20 protein-coding genes and 1 other RNA gene are annotated in these 19,454 nt (G+C 45.8%); 10 read left to right on the top strand and 11 right to left on the bottom strand.

Annotation, left to right across the window (positions count from 1 at the left end):
• Positions 1–616: 616 nt before the first annotated feature.
• From AB6805_RS32300 to ffs, 4 genes are all read right to left on the bottom strand, one after another.
• Positions 617–1,327, bottom strand: a complete 711-nt coding sequence (locus AB6805_RS32300) for an MIP/aquaporin family protein (protein WP_370913551.1) — start codon at positions 1,325–1,327, stop codon at positions 617–619.
• Positions 1,328–1,361: 34 nt separating this feature from the next.
• Positions 1,362–2,855: a glycerol kinase GlpK gene (gene glpK / locus AB6805_RS32295; protein WP_370913550.1), complete on the bottom strand. Its 1,494-nt coding sequence runs from the start codon at positions 2,853–2,855 to the stop codon at positions 1,362–1,364.
• Positions 2,856–3,282: 427 nt separating this feature from the next.
• Entirely contained in the window at positions 3,283–3,933 is a 651-nt protein-coding gene (gene fsa, locus AB6805_RS32290; RefSeq protein WP_079470709.1) for a fructose-6-phosphate aldolase, read from the bottom strand.
• Positions 3,934–4,054: 121 nt separating this feature from the next.
• Positions 4,055–4,154: signal recognition particle sRNA small type (ffs, locus tag AB6805_RS32285), an RNA gene on the bottom strand.
• A gap of 201 nt (positions 4,155–4,355) precedes the next feature.
• Here ffs and AB6805_RS32280 point away from each other — a divergent pair.
• Positions 4,356–4,799: a DUF5684 domain-containing protein gene (locus AB6805_RS32280; protein ID WP_370913549.1), complete on the top strand. Its 444-nt coding sequence runs from the start codon at positions 4,356–4,358 to the stop codon at positions 4,797–4,799.
• 61 nt (positions 4,800–4,860) lie between these two features.
• On the opposite strand, the gene AB6805_RS32275 is transcribed toward AB6805_RS32280, so the two are convergent.
• On the bottom strand, positions 4,861–6,075 hold the full coding sequence (locus AB6805_RS32275; protein ID WP_370913548.1) for an amidohydrolase family protein: 1,215 nt from the start codon (positions 6,073–6,075) through the stop codon (positions 4,861–4,863).
• Between the two features lie 93 nt (positions 6,076–6,168).
• Positions 6,169–6,909 carry an RDD family protein gene (locus AB6805_RS32270; RefSeq protein WP_370913547.1) on the bottom strand — a complete coding sequence of 247 codons (741 nt, stop codon included), beginning with the start codon at positions 6,907–6,909 and terminating at the stop codon, positions 6,169–6,171.
• 119 nt (positions 6,910–7,028) lie between these two features.
• On the opposite strand from AB6805_RS32270, the gene AB6805_RS32265 reads away from it, so the two are divergent.
• The 7 genes from AB6805_RS32265 (at position 7,029) to AB6805_RS32235 (ending at position 14,497) form a co-directional block, all read left to right on the top strand.
• Positions 7,029–8,024, top strand: a complete 996-nt coding sequence (locus AB6805_RS32265) for a stage II sporulation protein M (RefSeq protein ID WP_370913546.1) — start codon at positions 7,029–7,031, stop codon at positions 8,022–8,024.
• A gap of 1 nt (position 8,025) precedes the next feature.
• Positions 8,026–8,838 carry a hypothetical protein gene (locus tag AB6805_RS32260; RefSeq protein WP_370913545.1) on the top strand — a complete coding sequence of 271 codons (813 nt, stop codon included), beginning with the start codon at positions 8,026–8,028 and terminating at the stop codon, positions 8,836–8,838.
• The gene (locus tag AB6805_RS32255) at positions 8,835–10,061 is read left to right on the top strand and encodes a DUF4350 domain-containing protein (protein WP_370913544.1); all 1,227 of its coding nucleotides are present in this window, start codon (positions 8,835–8,837) and stop codon (positions 10,059–10,061) included. Before AB6805_RS32260 ends, AB6805_RS32255 begins: the two co-directional genes overlap by 4 nt.
• A 3-nt stretch (positions 10,062–10,064) precedes the next feature.
• Complete coding sequence (locus AB6805_RS32250) at positions 10,065–11,045, top strand: AAA family ATPase (RefSeq protein ID WP_370913543.1); 981 nt, start codon at positions 10,065–10,067, stop codon at positions 11,043–11,045.
• A 23-nt stretch (positions 11,046–11,068) separates the two neighbouring features.
• Complete coding sequence (locus AB6805_RS32245) at positions 11,069–12,421, top strand: DUF58 domain-containing protein (protein WP_370913542.1); 1,353 nt, start codon at positions 11,069–11,071, stop codon at positions 12,419–12,421.
• A gap of 13 nt (positions 12,422–12,434) precedes the next feature.
• A complete protein-coding gene (locus tag AB6805_RS32240; RefSeq protein WP_370913541.1) occupies positions 12,435–13,292 on the top strand; it encodes a helix-turn-helix transcriptional regulator in 858 nt (285 codons plus the stop codon).
• Between the two features lie 80 nt (positions 13,293–13,372).
• On the top strand, positions 13,373–14,497 hold the full coding sequence (locus tag AB6805_RS32235; protein WP_370913540.1) for an FAD-dependent monooxygenase: 1,125 nt from the start codon (positions 13,373–13,375) through the stop codon (positions 14,495–14,497).
• 5 nt (positions 14,498–14,502) lie between these two features.
• Here AB6805_RS32235 and AB6805_RS32230 read toward each other — a convergent pair whose 3' ends face one another.
• From AB6805_RS32230 to gatC, 5 genes are all read right to left on the bottom strand, one after another.
• Positions 14,503–15,192, bottom strand: coding sequence for a hypothetical protein (locus AB6805_RS32230; protein WP_370913539.1), 690 nt, complete (start codon positions 15,190–15,192; stop codon positions 14,503–14,505).
• A gap of 40 nt (positions 15,193–15,232) precedes the next feature.
• Positions 15,233–15,823 carry a riboflavin synthase gene (locus AB6805_RS32225; RefSeq protein WP_370913538.1) on the bottom strand — a complete coding sequence of 197 codons (591 nt, stop codon included), beginning with the start codon at positions 15,821–15,823 and terminating at the stop codon, positions 15,233–15,235.
• 21 nt (positions 15,824–15,844) lie between these two features.
• The gene (locus AB6805_RS32220) at positions 15,845–16,405 is read right to left on the bottom strand and encodes a cob(I)yrinic acid a,c-diamide adenosyltransferase (protein ID WP_370913537.1); all 561 of its coding nucleotides are present in this window, start codon (positions 16,403–16,405) and stop codon (positions 15,845–15,847) included.
• A gap of 87 nt (positions 16,406–16,492) precedes the next feature.
• Positions 16,493–17,194 (bottom strand): ABC transporter ATP-binding protein, encoded by a 702-nt coding sequence (locus AB6805_RS32215; RefSeq protein ID WP_370913536.1) that lies wholly within the window; start codon positions 17,192–17,194, stop codon positions 16,493–16,495.
• A gap of 5 nt (positions 17,195–17,199) precedes the next feature.
• Positions 17,200–17,490, bottom strand: coding sequence for an Asp-tRNA(Asn)/Glu-tRNA(Gln) amidotransferase subunit GatC (gatC, locus tag AB6805_RS32210; protein WP_079470697.1), 291 nt, complete (start codon positions 17,488–17,490; stop codon positions 17,200–17,202).
• A gap of 185 nt (positions 17,491–17,675) precedes the next feature.
• On the opposite strand from gatC, the gene trpS reads away from it, so the two are divergent.
• Both trpS and AB6805_RS32200 read left to right on the top strand, forming a co-directional pair.
• Positions 17,676–18,683, top strand: a complete 1,008-nt coding sequence (trpS, locus tag AB6805_RS32205; protein WP_370913535.1) for a tryptophan--tRNA ligase — start codon at positions 17,676–17,678, stop codon at positions 18,681–18,683.
• Between the two features lie 48 nt (positions 18,684–18,731).
• On the top strand, positions 18,732–19,367 hold the full coding sequence (locus tag AB6805_RS32200) for a deoxynucleoside kinase (protein WP_079470695.1): 636 nt from the start codon (positions 18,732–18,734) through the stop codon (positions 19,365–19,367).
• The last annotated feature ends 87 nt before the right edge of the window (positions 19,368–19,454 follow it).

The following is a 19,454-nucleotide window of genomic DNA, read 5'->3' as shown; positions in this document are numbered from 1 at the left end:
AAATTCAGGGAAATTTAAAGGCTTTGCTTTCATTGAATAGTTATGAAAGATGGGCGGTATTTGACGGCAGTGATTGATTTGGCTGCCGGTCATTGAATTTGAATAATACGTTAGTATGTCTTCGATAGTAAGTTGGCACGTTATTTCAGCTGTATGGCACTTCAGCGTCTAAACGCCATGTGCTTTTTCGCCCGTAATGCCCTACCATAAATGATCCTAGCTTCAAGTCCACGTCACCTCCACATCACCTCCGGGTTATCAGCATAGATTAAGCATGTATCAAGCATCCATTAAGTATGTGCCAAGCCTATGCAAAGTATAAATGAAGCACTTCACAGTCAATATTAATACAATCTTATTCAACCTTTCTTCAACCACCCATGCTCCCCCAATTTCATTCAATCTCTAAAACTCACCCATCAATTTTCCTAAAAATTCCAAAATTCCTTCAAAATCACAAAAATCCAATCACAAAAATCCAATCAATAAAATCAGCGTAATCCTGAGAAAGACAACCTCCGCTTCCATCTCCGCTAAAATCCCAAAAGCCAATCAGCAAAATCAGCGTAATCAGCGCTCAAGACAACCTCCGCGACAATCTCCGCTCCGCTCCGAATTAATGAAGCCAGTATTGGTACAGGAACGCAGCCGCTGCCGCGCCCGCCAGCGGGCCGAGAACAGGAATCCAGGCATAGCTCCAGTCGCTGTCCCGCTTGCCGGGAATGGGGAGAAGGAAGTGCATGAGTCGAGGTCCGAGGTCACGTGCAGGGTTGATGGCATAACCGGTGGGGCCACCGAGCGAGAGGCCAATGGCCAGCACCACGAAGGCTACTGGCAGGGCATCGAGTGAGCCGATGCCGGCGGTAGGGCCGGTGATATAGGAGATGGCCAGGATGAATACCATGGTGGCGATGAATTCTGTGAGGAAGTTATATTTCGGATTGCGGATGGCCGGAATAGTGCAGAACACGCCCAGTTTGGTGTCGGCATCGGGTGTTTCGTCGAAGTGTTTTTTGTATGTGAGCCATACCAGCAGGGCGCCAAGCATTGCACCGGCCAGTTGGGCAGCTATATAGCCGGGAACTTCCTCCCAGGGGAGCTTTCCCTGCAGCGCCTGTGCAAAGGTAACGGCGGGGTTGAGGTGGGCGCCGCTGTATTTGGCGGTAGCATATACGCCGATGAATACGGCCATTCCCCATCCCAGGGTGATAACGATCCAGCCGCCCTGGTTGCCTTTGGACTTGTTGAGGATCACGCTGGCCACCACGCCATCGCCCAGTACAATGAGGAATGCGGTGCCGATAAGTTCTGCTAAATAAGGTGACATAAATTGATATGAGTATTGATAAACGTGGATAAATTTATTCTTCGGTCCATGCCTGGGCCGCCCTGATGGCGCGTTTCCATTCTTTACGCAGCCGTTCATTTTCTGCGGGCTCCATCGCCGCGTCGAAGGTGGCATCTATCTCCCATTGTTGTGCAATGGTTTCAATGCTGTCCCAGTAACCGACGGCAAGCCCGGCAAGATAAGCGGCGCCGAGTGCGGTTGTTTCGGTGATGGTGGGGCGTACTACCCTGATGTTAAGCAGATCAGCCTGGAATTGCATGAGCATGTTATTTTTTGTAGCACCGCCGTCTACCCGTAGTTCGGTGATGGGCATACCGGCGTCTGCTTCCATGGCTTTCATGACATCCATGGTTTGAAAGGCGATACTATCGAGGGCTGCGCGGGCAATATGCGCGGCGGTGGAGCCGCGGGTCAATCCTACCATGGTACCGCGTGCATGCTGGTTCCAGTAGGGTGCGCCGAGGCCCGCAAAGGCTGGTACGAAATATACGCCATCGCTGTGAGGCACGGTAGCGGCGAGCTTTTCCACATCCGCGGAGTGGCGGATGATGCCAAGACCATCGCGGAGCCATTGTACTACTGCGCCGCCAATGAAAATACTGCCTTCCAGTGCGTAGGTGGTTTTGCCATTTATTTTCCAGGCAACGGTGGTGAGCAGGTTATTTTTGGAAGGAATGGGCTTGTCGCCGGTATTCAATACCATAAAACAACCGGTGCCATAGGTATTTTTGAGCATACCGGGTTGCGTGCACATCTGCCCGAAGAGGGCCGCCTGCTGATCGCCGGCAATACCGGCAATAGGAATACGGTAGGGAGTAAGATTGGCTTCCGAGTAGCCATATACTTCGCTCGACTGCTTTACTTCCGGCAGCATGGAGGCGGGAATATCGAAGAGAGCGAGTAGTTCATTGTCCCAATGCATGTCGTGGATATTAAACAACAGTGTCCGGGAGGCGTTACTCACATCTGTGATGTGGAGTTTGCCGTTGGAGAAGTTCCATACGAGCCAGCTGTCGACGGTCCCAAAAGCCAGTTCGCCGTTTTCTGCTTTTCTGCGTGCATCGGGAACGTTGTCCAGGATCCATTTTAATTTGGTGCCGGAGAAATAGGCATCGATGCGGAGGCCGGTTTTATCTTTGATGAGTTGTTCCTTTCCTTCTTTGATGAGAGAATCGCAGTAGGCGGCGGTGCGTCTGTCTTGCCACACAATAGCGTTGTGTATGGGTTTACCGGTGCGTTTGTCCCACACGATGGTGGTTTCGCGTTGGTTGGTGATACCGATGGCGGCGATGTTTTCACCGGTTACTCTTAATTTCAATATAGCTTCTGCGGCCACGCTGGCTTGTGAAGTCCAGATTTCCATGGCGTCGTGTTCTACCCAGCCGGGTTGCGGGAATATCTGTTTAAATTCTTTCTGGGCAACTGCTTTGATGCTGCCATCGTGGTCAAAAATAATGGCGCGGGAGCTGGTGGTGCCCTGATCCAGCGAAAGAATGTATTTTCCCATTAGCTATTCATTTTGTGTGTTACCGGGTTTACGTGGATATTATCACTGAATTTAGATAAATTCTCTAACAAAACGTGATCGCCTTCGGCGCGGAGGTTGTCTTTCTCAGGATTAAACTTATTACACTGATTACGCTGATTTGATCATTTTGATTTTAAAAGATTCGGGGAGATATAAGCGAAATTATCTGCTTATATCTCCCCGAATCTTTTAAAAAATATAATCAGTAAAATCAGCGTAATCAGTGGGTAAGACAAAATCCGCGTTTCCGCTTATATCTCTCCGAATCTTTTAAAATCAAAAAGTGATCAAATCAGCGTAATCAGTGTAATAAGTTTAATCCTGAGAAAGACAACCTCCGCATGCGCAAAAAAAATCCCCGGCGCAATTACTGCACCGGGGACACACCATCTAAAAAATATGGAGACTACATTTTCTTTGCGTCTTCCAGGAACTTAGCCAGGCCGATATCAGTTAACGGATGTTTCAGCAGACCGAGAATAGATTCTAACGGGCAGGTACATACGTCGGCGCCTACTTCAGCACATTTTACAATGTGGAGTGCGCTACGGATAGAGGCGGCCAGGATTTCAGTTTTGTAACCCTGTAAGCTGTAGATCTGTGCGATTTGTGCGATCAGTTCCACACCATCCCAGTTGGTATCGTCGATACGGCCAATGAATGGGGAAACATAAGCTGCGCCTGCTTTGGCAGCCAGGATAGCCTGACCGGCAGAGAACACCAGGGTGCAGTTAGTTCTGATACCATTGTCGGTAAACCATTTGATGGCTTTTACACCGTCTTTGATCATAGGCACTTTCACCACGATGTTCGGGTGGATAGCAGCCAGTTTCTTACCTTCTTCAATGATAGATTTAAAATCTGTAGATAATACTTCTGCACTTACATCACCATCTACTATTTCGCAGATATCTTCGTAATGTTTAATAATTGCAGCTTCGCCTTTGATACCTTCTTTGGCCATCAGGGAAGGATTGGTGGTTACACCATCGAGAACGCCAAGATCGTGAGCTTCTTTGATTTGCGCCAGATTAGCTGTATCGATAAAGAATTTCATACTATGATAAATTAGTTGTCAGGAAATGAACATTTGGGAGAAGCTGTCATTAGTGAAAGAGGTGGAGAAAATAGCAACCAGATACTATTGACAAGCAACTAATGACAATAAAAAAAGAAAAAAAAGGCAAGTTACTTATATCGCACCGCTACAACCACCTACCCTTGCTACATTCCTGTCCTGGGGGAGTTCAGTAGGAGCTGGTCGTATAAGACTTGCCGGTTGCAAAGGTAATAGAATGCGTTGAAAATCCAAACATTAGCAACAGAAATGTTGAAACTTTTTTTAACACCGTAGGAATACACAATCTTTTAGGGCTAATACTGATTATGCTATGTAATGGAAAAAATTATATATATTTGGAATGCAAACGTATCCCAAGTATTGTCATCATTCATTTCAAAACAATATAAACCTCAATTATGGAAACAACTACTTATGAAGGCGGCAGCGTTTTTAGCGCCATGTTTAGCGGTGTCTTTTTAATTATCATGCTGGTAATTATCGTTTTCTTCGTCTTCTGTATGTGGAAGGTATTCGAGAAAGCCGGTCAGGAAGGTTGGAAAGCAATTATCCCTATCTACAACATTTATGTGCTTACCCAGATTATTGGCAAACCATGGTATTGGTTGCTCCTGATGTGTATTCCTTATGTAGGAGCCATTTGGGGTATTTGGGCAACCAATCTGCTCAGTAAAAGTTTTGGTAAATCAGAAGGATTTACGGTAGGCCTGGTATTACTGCCTATCGTGTTTTATCCTATCCTGGCGTTCGACCGTACCATCGTGTACAAAGGACCGGCAGGCGATCCCACCCGTTTTAATAATGTTACTGAAGACCTGAACTCAATAGGAAAAACGGCCTGATCAAAAATAAGATAGTAAAGAGGGCGTCTCATTTTTGAGGCGCCCTCTTTTTATTTTGACGTTACCGGTTAATACCGTTGTAAATAACTTTACCATTACGGATCGTATAAGCCACCTCCGAAAAGCGACGGCTATCTGTATGCGGGTCTGCTTTCAGCAACACAATATCCGCATCCATCCCTTTCGCGATACGCCCGCTGTGCTGCGCCATGCCAAACCGTTTTGCCGGAGCAGTTGTTAACGCCGCAAGTATTTCATCGAAGCTTAACCCCGCTTCAGACATCAGCCGGAATTCGTCAGACGTATCGTAATCCGAGATATAGCCCACATCCGTACCGAATAAGATTTCACCTCCCGCGCTGGCATAGGCGCCCAGCTGCTGCAAGGCGGTTGTCATCAACGGATTACTAACAGGGAGGTTCTTTCTTTCCAGTTCCCATTTGTAAAGTTTCAGCGTAGGAATGAGCGCTACCTTATGCAGCAGCAGTTGATCAATTTCTTTTTTCGTCCAGCTGCGGTAACCATCCGGGGCCACGTGCGCAAGGATATCCACGCCGCCGGCAAGCGCTATATTCATCCCGGTATCGGCAGTAGGATGGGCAAAAACCGGTTTATGAAATTTATGGGCAGTGCTGGTGGCGGCCTTGATGATGTCTATAGGCATCGGTACAATCCCATGCCCATCCGGCGATGCTGACCATACCTTGATGCCGTCTGCGCCGGCCTGTATCTGTTTGGTGACGTAAGCCACGGCCTCTTCCGGCGTATTTATTTCAGGAAGGGTAAGCGGCTGAATATAGAAAGGACTTCCATGCGGAGGAACAAACGGAACGCCCACCGTAAGGATAGCAGGGCCGTTTACCTCCCCTGATGTAATCCTGGCCCGGAGGGCAAGCAAATTGGGATAGTTCAGCGCCGCCAGGTCAAATACATGTGTAAAACCACGACTGTTGATCATGCTATCCATCCGGTTATTGAGCTGCGCTGCCGGTTGCTTGTCCGCATGGTCCCATCCGGGTTCGATAAAATGTACATGGCTGTTCCAGAAGCCGGCCATCATCACCAGGCCTTTGCAGTCCAGCACTTTCATATGTGCAGGCACTTTTACCTGTTTGCCCGCCGCTGCAATTTTCCCGTTTTTAATGATAACCACCCCTGATATAACCGGGGGCGTTTTGGGAGAGGTATATATGGTGGCGCCCACCAGTGCAAGATCTTCCTGTGCAGACACACTTCCGAAAAGAAGAACCAGCAAACAAAACAATAACGTTTTCATCAGATAATTATTAAGAAGGGAATTTAATAACTCTCCCTCATTACCGGTCATAAATGTTACGGAAGTATTTAAATACGTTGCAGAAGGTGTAAACTAATTCTCTTTAGTAGTATAGTAATTGTAGTCGTTCAGTACCGTTTCGAGGAAATAGGTATTGGGCAGGTCGGTTTCAATATGCAGTACTTCTCTTACCCGCATGGCCACCCTGGCGGCGAGTTCTTCATCTTTGGCCTTCAGTGCGCGGTCCAGCAGGTCTTTCACTTTATTCATATCCCTGTCAGACAGCTTCATGATCTGTGGAAACTGCGGTTTGTAATCGCTGTTGGAAAGATCCCGGAAGATGGTTTCTTCTATACTGCCTTTTCTTTTGGTGCTGATCACAATGGTGCCGGCTACCAGGTCGCCCAGCCGCTGGTTATAAGGGGTGCGCACAATGGACACCGCCGGGATAATCACCGGTACCAGGGCGAAAAAATACAGCGGTGTTTCTATGATCCGGAATATCCATCTTATCAGGTGCTGACTTATACTTGGCTGGTTGCCGGTCATACTTACCACCTGCAGATGCAGTATTTTTTTTCCGGGTGTTTGTCCTTTCATGCCGATTTCCGCCACAGGAAAGTAAAACAACAGGGGCAGCAATACCAGGAAAAAGTAGATGCCCACATGCCCCTCCATTTCTATCCGGAAAGAGCTCAATGTCATATACGCCACCAGGTAATAAAAAAAACGGATGCCGAAATCAATGAGCCAGGCCAGGAATCTTTTCATGATGTCTGCTGATTCAAATTCCAGGTCTATATTGAAAGAAGTCGGTATTTTTATATCTGCCATACTCAAATTTACATATTTGTTGATATATTGTTGAACGATTTAGTATGTTTGCCGGTATTCCCCCATTAGTAACCCATTACTGTAGGTGATATCTGTATTTAAAATGGAAAGGACTCACTATGAGAGAATCGCTGTTTATCAAAAAAAATTTGTCCCGCTGGAAGAAATACCAGGAGGAACCGACAGATGACCCTGATGAAATGGCGGAAAGATTTGTATCACTGCTAGATGATCTGTCTTACGCTAAAACTTTTTACAGCTTCAGTAAAGTAACCCGTTATATCAACGGCCTGGCGGCGGGTATCTATCATCGTATTTACCAGAACCGTAAGGAAGATGTAGGACGCTTCCAGTTGTTTTTTAAATATGAATTACCACTGTTGTTCCGTAAGCACCACCGCCTGTTATTATTTACGCTCTGTTTCTTTTTATTGTTCTGTATTATCGGCGCCTTTTCATCAGCACATGATGAAACGTTTGTGCGTGGCGTATTGGGCGATGAATATGTAAACATGACGGAACGCAATATTGCCAATAAAGATCCTTTCGGCGTGTATAAAGACGGCAACCCGGTGATGATGTTTTTCCGGATTGCCTACAACAATATCATGGTATCTTTCTATTGTTATATAGGAGGTATTTTCCTGGGTGTTGGTTCCTTATACCTCTTGATACGCAATGGTGTGATGCTGGGCGTTTTCCAGTATATCTTCTTTTCGCACGGCCTCGGCTGGAAATCTATCCTGGTGATCTGGATCCATGGCACCCTGGAAATATCCAGTATTGTGATCGCGGCCTGTGCAGGCATTGTCATGGGGAAGAGCATCCTTTTTCCCGGTACACGCAAGCGGATCGATTCCCTGCGTAAAGGTGCAAAAGACGGCATCAAGATCATGGTAACCCTGATCCCGGTATTCATTGTGGCCGCTTTCCTGGAAAGCTTTGTAACCCGGTATACAGAAATGCCGCTGGTGGTAAGTCTTTTTATCCTCCTGGCATCGCTGGCTTTTATCCTGGGCTATTTTATTTTTTATCCCATTTACCTGCATAAAAAAGGATACCGGCTGAGTGCGGAAGGGAAAGTATTAACACCATTTACCCTTTCAAAGCAGTAACATGAATCATTTTTTCCGGATTAAATACAGCCTGCTGTTACTGCTGCTTTGCTGTGCCCTGCAAAGCATGGCGCAATATGAAGGTACAGCCCGAAATAAAGAAGAATATGATAGCTTATTGCAGGCAAGGATAACGGAAGACAGCTTCGCTACCATCCAGGTAGACCGGGAGCGTGCGGAAGGCAAAGAAGAATATGCGACAGAAATTCCACTATTTGAATTGCGTGAGGTACCGGATTCACTGGTGAAAGCGCTGAAAGAAAATAAGAAGCTGCAATACAAGGAAATACCACCGGAACCTCCCCCGGATAATAGCTGGGTGCAACGTTTTTTAATGGCTTTATTTTCATCGATCGGCGCTATCCGCATCATTGTGATGCTATTGCTGCTGGCCGGTTTGGGCTTCCTGGTGTATTGGTTTATGAAAAGCAATGGTATGAGCTTTTTCCGCAAACCGCAACTGATAGAAGGATTAACAGAAGTACAGGAAGAAGACCTGCAAAGTGCACAGGAGTATGAAGAAAAGATAAAAGCGGCAATAGCCGCCGGGGAAACAAGACAAGCTATCCGCTGGTGGTACCTGTATACCTTGTTTCAACTGGCAGGCCGGGAGCTGATAATACCGGGGAGAGAAAAAACCAATAACGATTACCTGCGCAGCATGCGGAGTTCTCCCTACTATAAAAAATTTGCTACGCTGACGTTGGATTATGAATATATCTGGTATGGCGGATTTGAAGTGAGTGAAGAGAATTTCAGGAATATTAACCAGGAGTTCAGGGATTTTAATAACACAATCGGAAAAACTTCGTGAAGAACAAACCTCTATATATCGTCCTGTTCGTTTTGCTCCTGCTGGTAGTACTGGTCATAGTGAGTGGAAATCTTGCCAACAAAAAGAATGAGCAATCCACAGATATGACCCAGTCTTCTTTTTACAGCAAGGATAAAAAAGCAGGCGGCGCCTATGCCGCCTTTAAGATGCTGCCCCAGCTGTTTATAAGGAATTCAGTGCAGGTGGTAACGAAACCCTTTACCCGCACTTTTGATAAGGACAGTGAGCTGAAATTCAGGAACAATGTATACATCCTGGTGGCCGACCGGCTGTTCACTACTGAAAGCGATATAGAGGCTATGCTGGATTATGTATCACGGGGAAACGAGTTGTTTATTGCTGTAAATACCCCGGATCCTCTGCTAGAAAAACACCTGAAATTTGTGACGGTGGAAAGCAATAACATGCAACTCAAAAAAGAAGGTGTTGTACAACGGTATGCTGATGAAACCATTCCAATGGATACTTCTTTCAGTTATCCTGGCAGGGTAAGCGGGAGTTATTTTTCAGCGGTAGATAGTAATACTACCAGCATACTTGGCTACAATTACAAAAACAAGCCTGATTTCATACGTGTTGCGTATCGCGGCGGTTTCATTTACCTGCTGCTGAATCCATATACTTTCACGAATTATTTTTTACTGCACAAGCAAAATGTAAAGGCGCTGGAAACGCAGCTATCGTACCTGATCAGTGATGCCGGCAATGTGTACTGGGATGATTTCTATAACAGCCAGCATAGTGCGCAGTCGGGTGATTTCAGTGAGTGGCAGGTGTTGATGCGGTATGCATCCATGCGTTGGGCCTTGTGGCTGGCAGTGATATTGCTGTTGCTGTACGTGGTGTTTGAAAGCAAACGCCGGCAACGGATTATCCCCGATAAGCCAGCCGTAAACAATACTTCGCTGGAGTTTGTAGATGCCATCGGCCAGTTGTACTATCAACAACATAACAACTACAACCTGGCGCATAAAATGATCATTCATTTTATGGAGCATATCCGTTCCAGTTATTATCTCAACACCAATGTGCTGAATGATGAATTTATTGCGTCGCTGGCGCGTAAGTCGCTGGTGCCGGAAGCGGATATCAGGGCGTTGTTGCAGATGGTACACAATATCCAGCTGGAAGAAAATATCAGCGACGATGATCTGAAAGATTTTTATAACCGCATTCAACAATTTTATATAAACACGAAATAAATAATGGATACCAATACATTTCAACCCAGGACTGATTTTTCTGCCTTGCATGAAGGTGTGGAAGCCATCAGGGAGCAGATAGGGAAAGTAATTGTAGGACAGCATCAGATGGTAGACCTGCTGATAGCAGGCTTGCTTACACAGGGACATGTGCTGATTGAAGGTGTTCCCGGCGTTGCAAAAACACTCACGGCAAAATTGCTGGCGCAGTGCGTGGATGCGGACTTCAGCCGTATCCAGTTTACACCCGACCTGATGCCGGCGGATGTATTGGGCACTTCCGTTTTTAATCCGCAAACACGCGAGTTTGAATACAAGAAAGGACCCATTTTCAGTAACCTGGTACTGATCGATGAAATAAACCGTGCCCCCGCTAAAACGCAGTCGGCATTGTTTGAAGTAATGGAAGAAAGACAAATCACCAACGATGGCACTACCTGGTCGCTCGACCGGCCCTTTATGGTGATTGCCACTCAAAACCCGATCGAGCAGGAAGGTACTTACCGGTTGCCGGAAGCGCAGCTGGACAGGTTCCTCTTTAAAATAGAAGTAAGGTATCCTAACCTGGAAGAAGAAGTAGCTGTATTGCGCAGTATTCATCACTTCAACGGGGAAACAGATCTTACAAAAATGATCAGCAAAGTAATAACTACCACGCAGATCATCGAATTCCAGAACCTCGTACGGCAGGTAATAATAGACGAAAAGCTGTTTCATTACATCGCGTCTATTATCAATGAAACACGCATGAACTCCTCGCTGTACCTGGGCGCTTCTCCGCGTGCATCCATTGCCGTTATGAACTGTGCAAAAGCCACCGCTGCCATGAAGAACCGGGATTTTGTAATTCCTGACGATGTGGTGGAAATGGTGCCGCATGTATTGCGTCACCGTATTATGCTGACGCCCGAAAAAGAAATGGAAGGCATCAAAACAGATGACGTGATTGCACAGATCGTAAAAACGATAGAGGTACCGAGATAATCATCTCCCAAGAAGATATTAGTATGTCAGCCACTGTAAAGAATAATTTATTCCAGATACTCTTTTTTACCAACAGGCTTTACCTCCTGCTGGGAGGGAATATCCTGTTATTTATCATTTCGTTTTTTGTTCCGCGCATTTTCAATATTGCTGTGATCGCATTTATTGTGCTGGTAGGTGTTGTATTGCTGGATATGATCCTGCTGATCCTGCGCCCGGCCAGTATTGTATCGATGGAACGAAAAACCAGTAACCGTTTCAGTAACGGGGATGATAACGAGGTATTGCTGGATTTTCACAGCCGGTACCCGTTTCCGGTATTTGTATCTGTGATTGATGAATTACCCCTTCAGTTCCAGGAACGTGATTTTCTCTTGCAGGCAAAAGTATCCGCAGCAGGTGCGCATATTTTCCGGTATGTGTTGCGTCCGTTGGAAAGAGGGTTGTATAACTTTGGCTACAGCAACGTATTTGTTAGAAGTGCATTGGGCATTGTAAGCCGCCGGTTCATTTTTGATAATGAACAAACAATAAGCGTGTATCCCAGTTATCACCAGTTGCGGCACTATGCATTGTATTCCTACATGAACCGGCTGAATGAACTGGGTGTACATAAGCGCCGGGTAATTGGCCACAGTATGGAGTTTGATCATATTAAGCCGTATACAAAAGGGGATGATGTGCGTATGCTCAACTGGAAAGCGACGGCCCGCAGCGGTAACCTGATGATCAATAATTACGTGGAAGAAAGATCGCAGCAGGTATATTCTATTATCGACAAAGGCCGGAATATGAAGATGCCTTTCAACGGTTTATCGTTGCTGGATTACGCTATTAATGCGTCGCTGGTATTCAGCAATGTGGCGGTGGATAAAGGCGATAAGGCGGGGCTGGTTACTTTCAACGAAAATAAAGTAGAAGTGTTGGCTGCCAGCAATAAAAAAGTGCAGGTAAATAAAATCCTGGAAACGCTGTATGCACAGGAAACACGCTGGCAGGAAAGCGATTACGAAGCATTGAGTGTGCAGCTGCGCAGTAGTCTATCTACGCGGTCGCTGCTCATGATCTATACTAATTTTGAGTCGATGTCCAGTTTGCACCGGCAGTTACCCTTCCTGCGGCGCCTGGCACGTTATCACCTGGTGCTGGTGGTGTTTTTTGAAAACACAGAGCTGAAGCGGGTAACAGAACAAACCGTGCAGGATGTGGAGGGAATTTACAGGCAAACCATTGCACAGAAGTTTGCGTATGATAAGAAACTGATTGTAAAAGAGCTGGCGAAATATGGAATTATGTCGTTGCTGAGTCCCCCCGAGCAATTGACGTTAAACGTGGTGAATAAATACCTGGAGTTGAAATCGCGTATGTTGATCTAAGCCACTGCAAGCAATGCCTAAAAAACTAAGATCCATTCCTGTAAATCATTTCGGAGGTGAATATCATCCAGGTATTTCCATTGAGAAGATATCTCTTAAAGATTTCCCCGGTTTCGAAGGAGAGGAACAATCTGAACGGCATGATCGTCATTCATTTCACTTACTTGAGGAAGGCGCCATTACGATAGAAATTGATTTTCAAAAGTATGAAATCCAGTCTCCGTCTATCATCTACATGCACCCAAATCAGGTACATCGTATAATAACATTTGAAAATGTAGAAGTCAGCAGCTGGGCCATCAATAATGTAAATATTAACCGGGAATATCTGAAACTATTAGAAGACATTACACCCACAAAACCATTATCCTTAAATAAAGAAACTTATTCCATTATTTCCGAAGCCGTATCACTTTGCCTGAAATTTTCAAAACGAACGAACGACAAACTATATCACTCCTTGCTGAAAGATAGCTGTAATGCACTGGTCGCATTGGTGGTATCCCTATATTTAGAGCAATCTACACCAATAGAGAAATTTCCGCGCTTTGAAACGGTTACAAAAGCCTTCAGGGAAGCATTGGAGCATAATTTTACCTCTGACAAACGCCCGGCAGCCTACGCTCAAAAACTAAATATATCCACACCTTACCTGAACGAATGTGTCAAAAACACAACAGGCTATTCCGTATCGCATCACATACAGCAACGTATTATTTTAGAAGCAAAACGTTTACTCTACCATTCCGGTAAATCGGTAAAGGAAATTGCTACCGCATTAGGGTATGATGATTACCCTTATTTTTCGCGGCTATTTACCAAAATCACAGGAATAACCCCTTTAGCTTTCCGGAATAAAAACCTCGGTTGATCCAATATCTACTTTGTATTGTTATTTTTTCTCCCTGTTATACGATGTTCCTTTGTATGGTCAAATCAAATCGTATAAAAATGAAAATATTAAAAGATAAAAAAGTACTCGTTTCGGGTGCAAGTTTTGCCGGCCTTTCAACCGCTTATTGGATGAATAAGTTAGGTTACAAAGTAACTATTGTTGAAATCGCAAATGGCCTTAAAATGGGCGGAACGCCTGTTAACATAGAAGGGAATACTGTTGATATTGTTAAGCGTATGGGAATCTTTGAGCAAATTAAAGCCAACAGATTGGCGATGGAAATGCTGGAATTTAAAAATGCGGATGATGTGACGGAAGGAACCATGATATTAAAAAGAGCAGGTGAACAACTGCGGGAAGACGAATGCGAGATTGAAAGAAATACATTACTCAATATCTTGTTTGATACGGTGAAAAATGACGTTGAATTCATTTTCAACAACAGCATCACCGCCTTAAACGAAACAAACGACGATATTGAAGTTACCTTTAAAGATGGCTCACAGCAAGCATTTGATTTAGTGTTTGGCTGCGACGGCATACATTCGGCGGTAAGGAAGATCTGGTTTGGTAATGAAGCGGGATACCTGCATTTTCTCGGGCAATATTTCTCTATCACCATCGTAAATAAGTTGCTGATAAAACAAAATACAACGCAATTCTATAACGTGCCTGACAAGGCTGTAATGCTGAATGCTTACAACAATAAAACCGATATAGTTTTTTGCTTTCGTTCAGAGAAGGAAATTCCTTACGATTATCGTGATGAAGAACAACAAAGAAAAATCATTCTGGAACAGTTTGAAGGACAAAGCTGGAGAGCTGCGGAGTTATTGGAAGAAGTAATGAATGCTAAAACTTTTTACTTCGATAAACTTTGTCAGGTAAAAATGCCCTCATGGACAAAAGGCAGGGTAGCGTTGGTTGGCGACGCAGGCTATTGTGCTTCACCTGCTGCGGGAAAGGGCGGATCTTTGGCAATAGATGGAGCTGCCGCATTAGCGGATGCTTTTCTGCAACACAATGGAAATTTTGAATTAGCCTTCCGGGATTACAACAAAAATTTCCGTCCGTTTATTGAGGAAGTCCAGGCAGAAGCTGTACGCATGGGTTTAGAAACGCTTGTTCCGGGAACCGAAGAAGCTATTCGCAAAAGAAACACGGAAGGTGTTGGTTTTTAGGCCGGCTAATGTCTTCTCTTCTTTTTAAACAGGTCGTCCGTATTTTTTAGAATAAGGGAGTCTGCGTCCGGCGCCTGTTTTACTGGTATCACGGATCGCAGGTAGAGGCGGTCGTTGTGTTTATACCAGGCTTCCACTGTTACTGATTTCAGGGTATCATTTTTTGGGAGTAGCAGATCCTGTCCTATTATTTTTCCTGCGGAGGCAGCGAACCTGATGGCATTGGTATCTAACGGGAATACTTTCCCGCTGCTGAACTTTCCTTCTATATTCAGGTAGAAGCGGATATCACGTTTAATGCTGTCGGCATAATGATTGAACCGGATACCGGTAATGGCCGGGAGTTGCAGCGAGGTTTGATGGGAGGTGTTGTCGGGTGTAGTAACGGTAAGGGTTATACGGTATTTATCTTTTACCAGTTGTTCCCTGTTAAATCGGAGTACGCCGTTTTGTATTTGCCCGTTGCTGCTGCTAACGGTTAGTTTGTTCCAGCGGAGGTTTCCTTCGAGGAGTCCTGTTGTTTGTTGGGTGGAGCTATCGGTATAAATAATCCGGATGCCCAGGGGGGCGGTGTTATACAATTCCGTCACGGCATCTGCATCGTAAAAGGCTGCTATGCGCGCTACTTTGGCCTGCTGGGCATTTGCCGGCAGGGTGATAGCAAGTAAGGTGCAGAGCAGGAGATATTTCAGCATGCGGTTTGGAATGTTTTAGCACCGGTGGGCAACCGGCAGATTAATTTCTTACCGCCATTTGCCTGGCTACGTATTTACCGAGAATGTCAAATTCCAGGTTTACCAGGCTGCCGGTTTTTATGTTTGAGATGTTGGTAAATTCGTAAGTGTATGGAATAATGGCAACCGAGAACTCATCGTTGGTGACATTGAATACGGTGAGACTGATACCATTGAGGCAAATGCTTCCTTTTTCCACAATCAGCGCGGCGAATTCTGCAGGGTAGCGAAAGCGGTATAACCAGCTGCCGTCCTGTTCCTGGCAGGAGAGGCATTCTCCTACGCTATCTACATGGCCTTGCACCAGGTGGCCATCGATGCGGCCGTTGAACACCATGGCTCTTTCGAGGTTCACGAATTGTGTAGGGGTGAGCTGGCCGAGGTTTGTTTTCTGCAGGGTTTCATCCACCGCTACGGTTTCGTAGGTATCGCCCTGGATATTGGTTACCGTTAAGCATACGCCGTTATGAGACACGCTCTGGTCTATTTTTAGTTCAGCTGCCAGTGGTGTTTGTATCGTGATTACCAGGTTACTGCCTTCCTTCCTGGTGGATACTACTTCTGCTAGTGTTTCTATGATTCCTGTAAACATGCGGCAAATTTAAGCATTTTTCTACACCCGGGGTTTCCAGGGAATTTCTTCAGCGCCCAGCTTGTGTCCTGTCCAACGGGCCAGCACAAAGAGGTAATCGCTGAGGCGGTTAATATATTTCAGTACCAGCGGTTCAATGAACATATCGTGCTCCTGCATGCCTACGCAGAGGCGTTCTGTGCGGCGGCATACGCAGCGGGCGATGTGGCAGGTAGATACGGCTACATGTCCGCCGGGAAGGATGAATGATTTCATCACGGGGAGGTCTTCATTCATCTGGTCGATACTTTTTTCCAGGAGGGTGATATCGCCTTCGTGGAGGTCTGGTATTTTCAGTTTGGTTTCTTTGTCGGGGTCGCAGGCCAGTGCGGCGCCAATGGTAAAGAGGCGGTCCTGTATTTCGCGGAGCAGGCTTTTGGTGTCCGGGTCTGCGATGTAATCGTTTACCAGGCCAATGTAGGAGTTGAGTTCATCCACGGTGCCATAGGCATCGATGCGGACATCGCTTTTAGGCACTTTGGTGCCGCCGATGAGGGATGTTTTGCCTTTGTCGCCTGTTTTAGTATATATTTTGAAAGACATGGGTGTTGGTGTTGATCGGTTGCAAAATACGAATAACGGCGTTACGGGAAGTATCCTGTAACGCCGTTATGCAGTAATCGAAATATTTTATGCGTGTGCTTTTTCGTTGATGCGGTCTGATTCAATGACGCCATCGCGCAGGCGTATAACGCGGCGGGCGTGATCGGCAATGTCTTCTTCGTGTGTTACCAGCACCACGGTGTTACCGGAGTCGTGGATGGCCCCGAAGATTTCCATGATTTCCACAGACGTTTTTGAGTCGAGGTTACCAGTGGGTTCATCTGCGAGGATAAGGGACGGATTATTCACCAGGGCGCGGGCGATGGCAACGCGCTGGCATTGTCCGCCGGAGAGTTCATTGGGTTTATGTTTATAGCGGTCGCCGAGGCCTACTTTTTTCAGCATGGCGATGGCCCTTTCTTCCCTGTCCTTTCTGTTGATGCCGGCGTAGATCAGTGGGATGGCCACATTTTCCAGGGCGGAGAGGCGGGGCATGAGGTTGAACTGCTGGAATACGAAGCCGATTTCCTTGCCGCGTACGATGGCCAGGTCGTTGTCTTCCATTTTGCTCACATCATGTCCGCTGAGAACGTACCTGCCGGCAGTGGGCGTGTCCAGGCATCCGAGGATGTTCATCAGGGTAGACTTTCCCGAGCCGGAAGGGCCCATGAGCGCCACATATTCATTCTTGAAAATGTCCAGCGATACGCCTTTGAGTACCGGTAATTCATTTTTACCGAGAAAATAACTTTTCCTGATTCCTTCCAGGTGTATGACGGACTTTTCCATGTGGGTTATTTCTTTATTATTTTCGGCACTTTAAAGTATTCCTCAGTGGCGGAAGGTGCGTTTTTCAGGGCCTCTTCACGGGTGATTACCGGTATTACCTTATCTTCCCTGAAAACATTATAATCATCTGTCAGGTGAAGTAATGGCTTCACATCGGTGGTATCCAGTTCATTCAGTTTCTCCACAAAGGTGATCATCCTCTGGAGGTCTCCGCGTATTTCAATCTTCTCCTGGTCGTTGAATTCCAACCTGGCCAGATCGGCCAGTTGCTGCACCAGTACGTCGTTCACTTCCATAATCAAATTAAATCAAAAGATAATGAAATATAAATGGTAAATATGATAGTATCTCAAAATTAGGGATAAACGGACAGAATAAAGTGCTTTTGATCATCTGCTTTTGGCTTTTGGCGTTTTTTTTACAAAACAGCCCGGTGTTAATGGCTGAAAGCTAAAAGCTATTCTTTAAATTGCGCCCTGTTATGGCTACTGAAAAAGAAATTGTGGTAAGCGGCATACGCCCTACCGGTTATTTGCATTTAGGCAATTATTTTGGCGCTATCCGTAATTATATCCGGATGCAGGAAGATTTTAACTGCTATTTTTTTGTGGCAGACTGGCATTCGCTGACCACCCATCCCGATCCGAAAGATCTTCCGGGGAACGTGATGCGGGTACTGGCGGAGAATATTGCATCCGGACTGGATCCTGAAAAGGTATCCCTGTATGTGCAGAGCGATGTGCCCGAAATTGCGGAATTGTACCTGCTGATGAATATGCTGGCTTATGTAGGTGAGCTGGAGAAAGTACCTACTTTTAAAGATAAGGTGCGGCTGCAGCCTCAAAACGTGAACGCAGGGCTGCTTACTTACCCGGTGCTCATGAGTGTGGACATCCTGATCCAGCGCGCGGTAAAAGTGCCGGTGGGTAAGGACCAGGGGCAACACCTGGAAATGGCGCGTAACTTCGCCCAGCGCTTCAATCACCGTTATGGTGACCTGTTCCCGGAACCGGAGGCTTTCAACTACGGCGATAGCCTGGTGCGTATCCCCAGCCTGGATGGTAACGGCAAGATGAGTAAAAGTGAGAATGAACTGGCTACATTATACCTGGCAGATGAGGATGATAAGATCATCAACAAAATCAAAAAAGCTAAAACCGACAGTGGTTCCGGAGAACCTGGCTCGCCGGTGCCTGATTCTGTACAAAACCTGCTGGACCTGATGAAACTGGTGTCTGCTCCGGATGCGGTATTTTTCTACGAAGAAGCATGGAAGAATACCGGGACTATCCGTTTCGGGGATCTGAAAAAGCAGTTGGGAGAAGACATGGTGAAGTTTATCTCGCCTATCCGTGAGCAGGCGAAAGAGTTACAGCGGGATACAGACTACCTGAAGAAGATTATGAAAGCCGGTGCAGAAAAGGCCAGAGCGAATGCGGCACAAACTTTGCAACAGGCGAAAAAACTTATTGGTATAAATTATTATTGAAAAAGTCGCCAACTGTAGCTATTTTCAGTTTTAACCACCTCACATCGCATGGCAAAACAGAATAAGATCAAACATATAGCTATCGCCGGAAACATCGGCGCTGGCAAAACCACGCTGACAGAAATGTTGTGCAGGCATTATAAATGGCATCCGCAGTATGAAGATGTGGAGCACAATCCTTATCTGAACGATTTTTATGAAGATATGCCCCGCTGGTCGTTTAACCTGCAGGTATATTTTCTGAACGGACGGTTAAAGCAGCTGCTGGAAGTGCAGAACGGAAAAGAAACCGTTATACAGGACCGGACCATTTATGAGGACGCGCATATTTTTGCGCCCAACCTGTATGAAATGGGGTTGATGACCAAACGTGATTTTGATAATTATTTCAACTTCTTTGAAACGCTGAAAAGCATGGTGAAACCACCGGATCTGCTGATCTACCTGCAGGCATCTGTACCTACGCTGGTAGCGCAGATACAGAAGCGGGGAAGGGAGTATGAAGAAAACATCCGGCTCGACTACCTGAAACGACTGAACGAATATTACAACAACTGGATTGAGAAATACAAAGAAGGCCCGTTGCTGATCATTGATATTGATAAGAACAAATTCCCGGAGAGCGATGAAGACCTGGGCGAAATTATTTCGCGGATCGATTCGCAGTTGTACGGCTTGTTTTAAAGCGCGCGTAGTTTGTCTTTCTCAGGATTACGCTGATTATATTGATTTTAAGGATTTGAACATTTTGGATTTTAAATGATTTTGGGA

The organism is Chitinophaga sp. RCC_12 (assembly GCF_041360695.1).
In the GTDB taxonomy this organism is placed as follows: Bacteria; Bacteroidota; Bacteroidia; order Chitinophagales; family Chitinophagaceae; genus Chitinophaga.
Note: the sequence above shows the minus strand (reverse complement) of the source record. Positions and strands in the feature narration are given on the sequence as shown.

Excerpts from the sequence above, each read along its gene's own strand:
- gatC (WP_079470697.1), bottom strand. The coding sequence starts at position 17,490 with ATGGAAGTGAACGACGTACTGGTGCAGCAACTGGCCGATCTGGCCAGG.
- AB6805_RS32220 (WP_370913537.1), bottom strand. The coding sequence starts at position 16,405 with ATGTCTTTCAAAATATATACTAAAACAGGCGACAAAGGCAAAACATCC.
- AB6805_RS32225 (WP_370913538.1), bottom strand. The coding sequence starts at position 15,823 with ATGTTTACAGGAATCATAGAAACACTAGCAGAAGTAGTATCCACCAGG.
- glpK (WP_370913550.1), bottom strand. The coding sequence starts at position 2,855 with ATGGGAAAATACATTCTTTCGCTGGATCAGGGCACCACCAGCTCCCGC.
- AB6805_RS32235 (WP_370913540.1), top strand. The coding sequence starts at position 13,373 with ATGAAAATATTAAAAGATAAAAAAGTACTCGTTTCGGGTGCAAGTTTT.
- AB6805_RS32280 (WP_370913549.1), top strand. The coding sequence starts at position 4,356 with ATGGAAACAACTACTTATGAAGGCGGCAGCGTTTTTAGCGCCATGTTT.
- AB6805_RS32300 (WP_370913551.1), bottom strand. The coding sequence starts at position 1,327 with ATGTCACCTTATTTAGCAGAACTTATCGGCACCGCATTCCTCATTGTA.
- AB6805_RS32270 (WP_370913547.1), bottom strand. The coding sequence starts at position 6,909 with ATGGCAGATATAAAAATACCGACTTCTTTCAATATAGACCTGGAATTT.
- AB6805_RS32230 (WP_370913539.1), bottom strand. The coding sequence starts at position 15,192 with ATGCTGAAATATCTCCTGCTCTGCACCTTACTTGCTATCACCCTGCCG.
- fsa (WP_079470709.1), bottom strand. The coding sequence starts at position 3,933 with ATGAAATTCTTTATCGATACAGCTAATCTGGCGCAAATCAAAGAAGCT.
- AB6805_RS32200 (WP_079470695.1), top strand. The coding sequence starts at position 18,732 with ATGGCAAAACAGAATAAGATCAAACATATAGCTATCGCCGGAAACATC.
- AB6805_RS32265 (WP_370913546.1), top strand. The coding sequence starts at position 7,029 with ATGAGAGAATCGCTGTTTATCAAAAAAAATTTGTCCCGCTGGAAGAAA.
- AB6805_RS32245 (WP_370913542.1), top strand. The coding sequence starts at position 11,069 with ATGTCAGCCACTGTAAAGAATAATTTATTCCAGATACTCTTTTTTACC.
- trpS (WP_370913535.1), top strand. The coding sequence starts at position 17,676 with ATGGCTACTGAAAAAGAAATTGTGGTAAGCGGCATACGCCCTACCGGT.
- AB6805_RS32260 (WP_370913545.1), top strand. The coding sequence starts at position 8,026 with ATGAATCATTTTTTCCGGATTAAATACAGCCTGCTGTTACTGCTGCTT.
- AB6805_RS32215 (WP_370913536.1), bottom strand. The coding sequence starts at position 17,194 with ATGGAAAAGTCCGTCATACACCTGGAAGGAATCAGGAAAAGTTATTTT.
- AB6805_RS32240 (WP_370913541.1), top strand. The coding sequence starts at position 12,435 with ATGCCTAAAAAACTAAGATCCATTCCTGTAAATCATTTCGGAGGTGAA.
- AB6805_RS32250 (WP_370913543.1), top strand. The coding sequence starts at position 10,065 with ATGGATACCAATACATTTCAACCCAGGACTGATTTTTCTGCCTTGCAT.
- AB6805_RS32275 (WP_370913548.1), bottom strand. The coding sequence starts at position 6,075 with ATGAAAACGTTATTGTTTTGTTTGCTGGTTCTTCTTTTCGGAAGTGTG.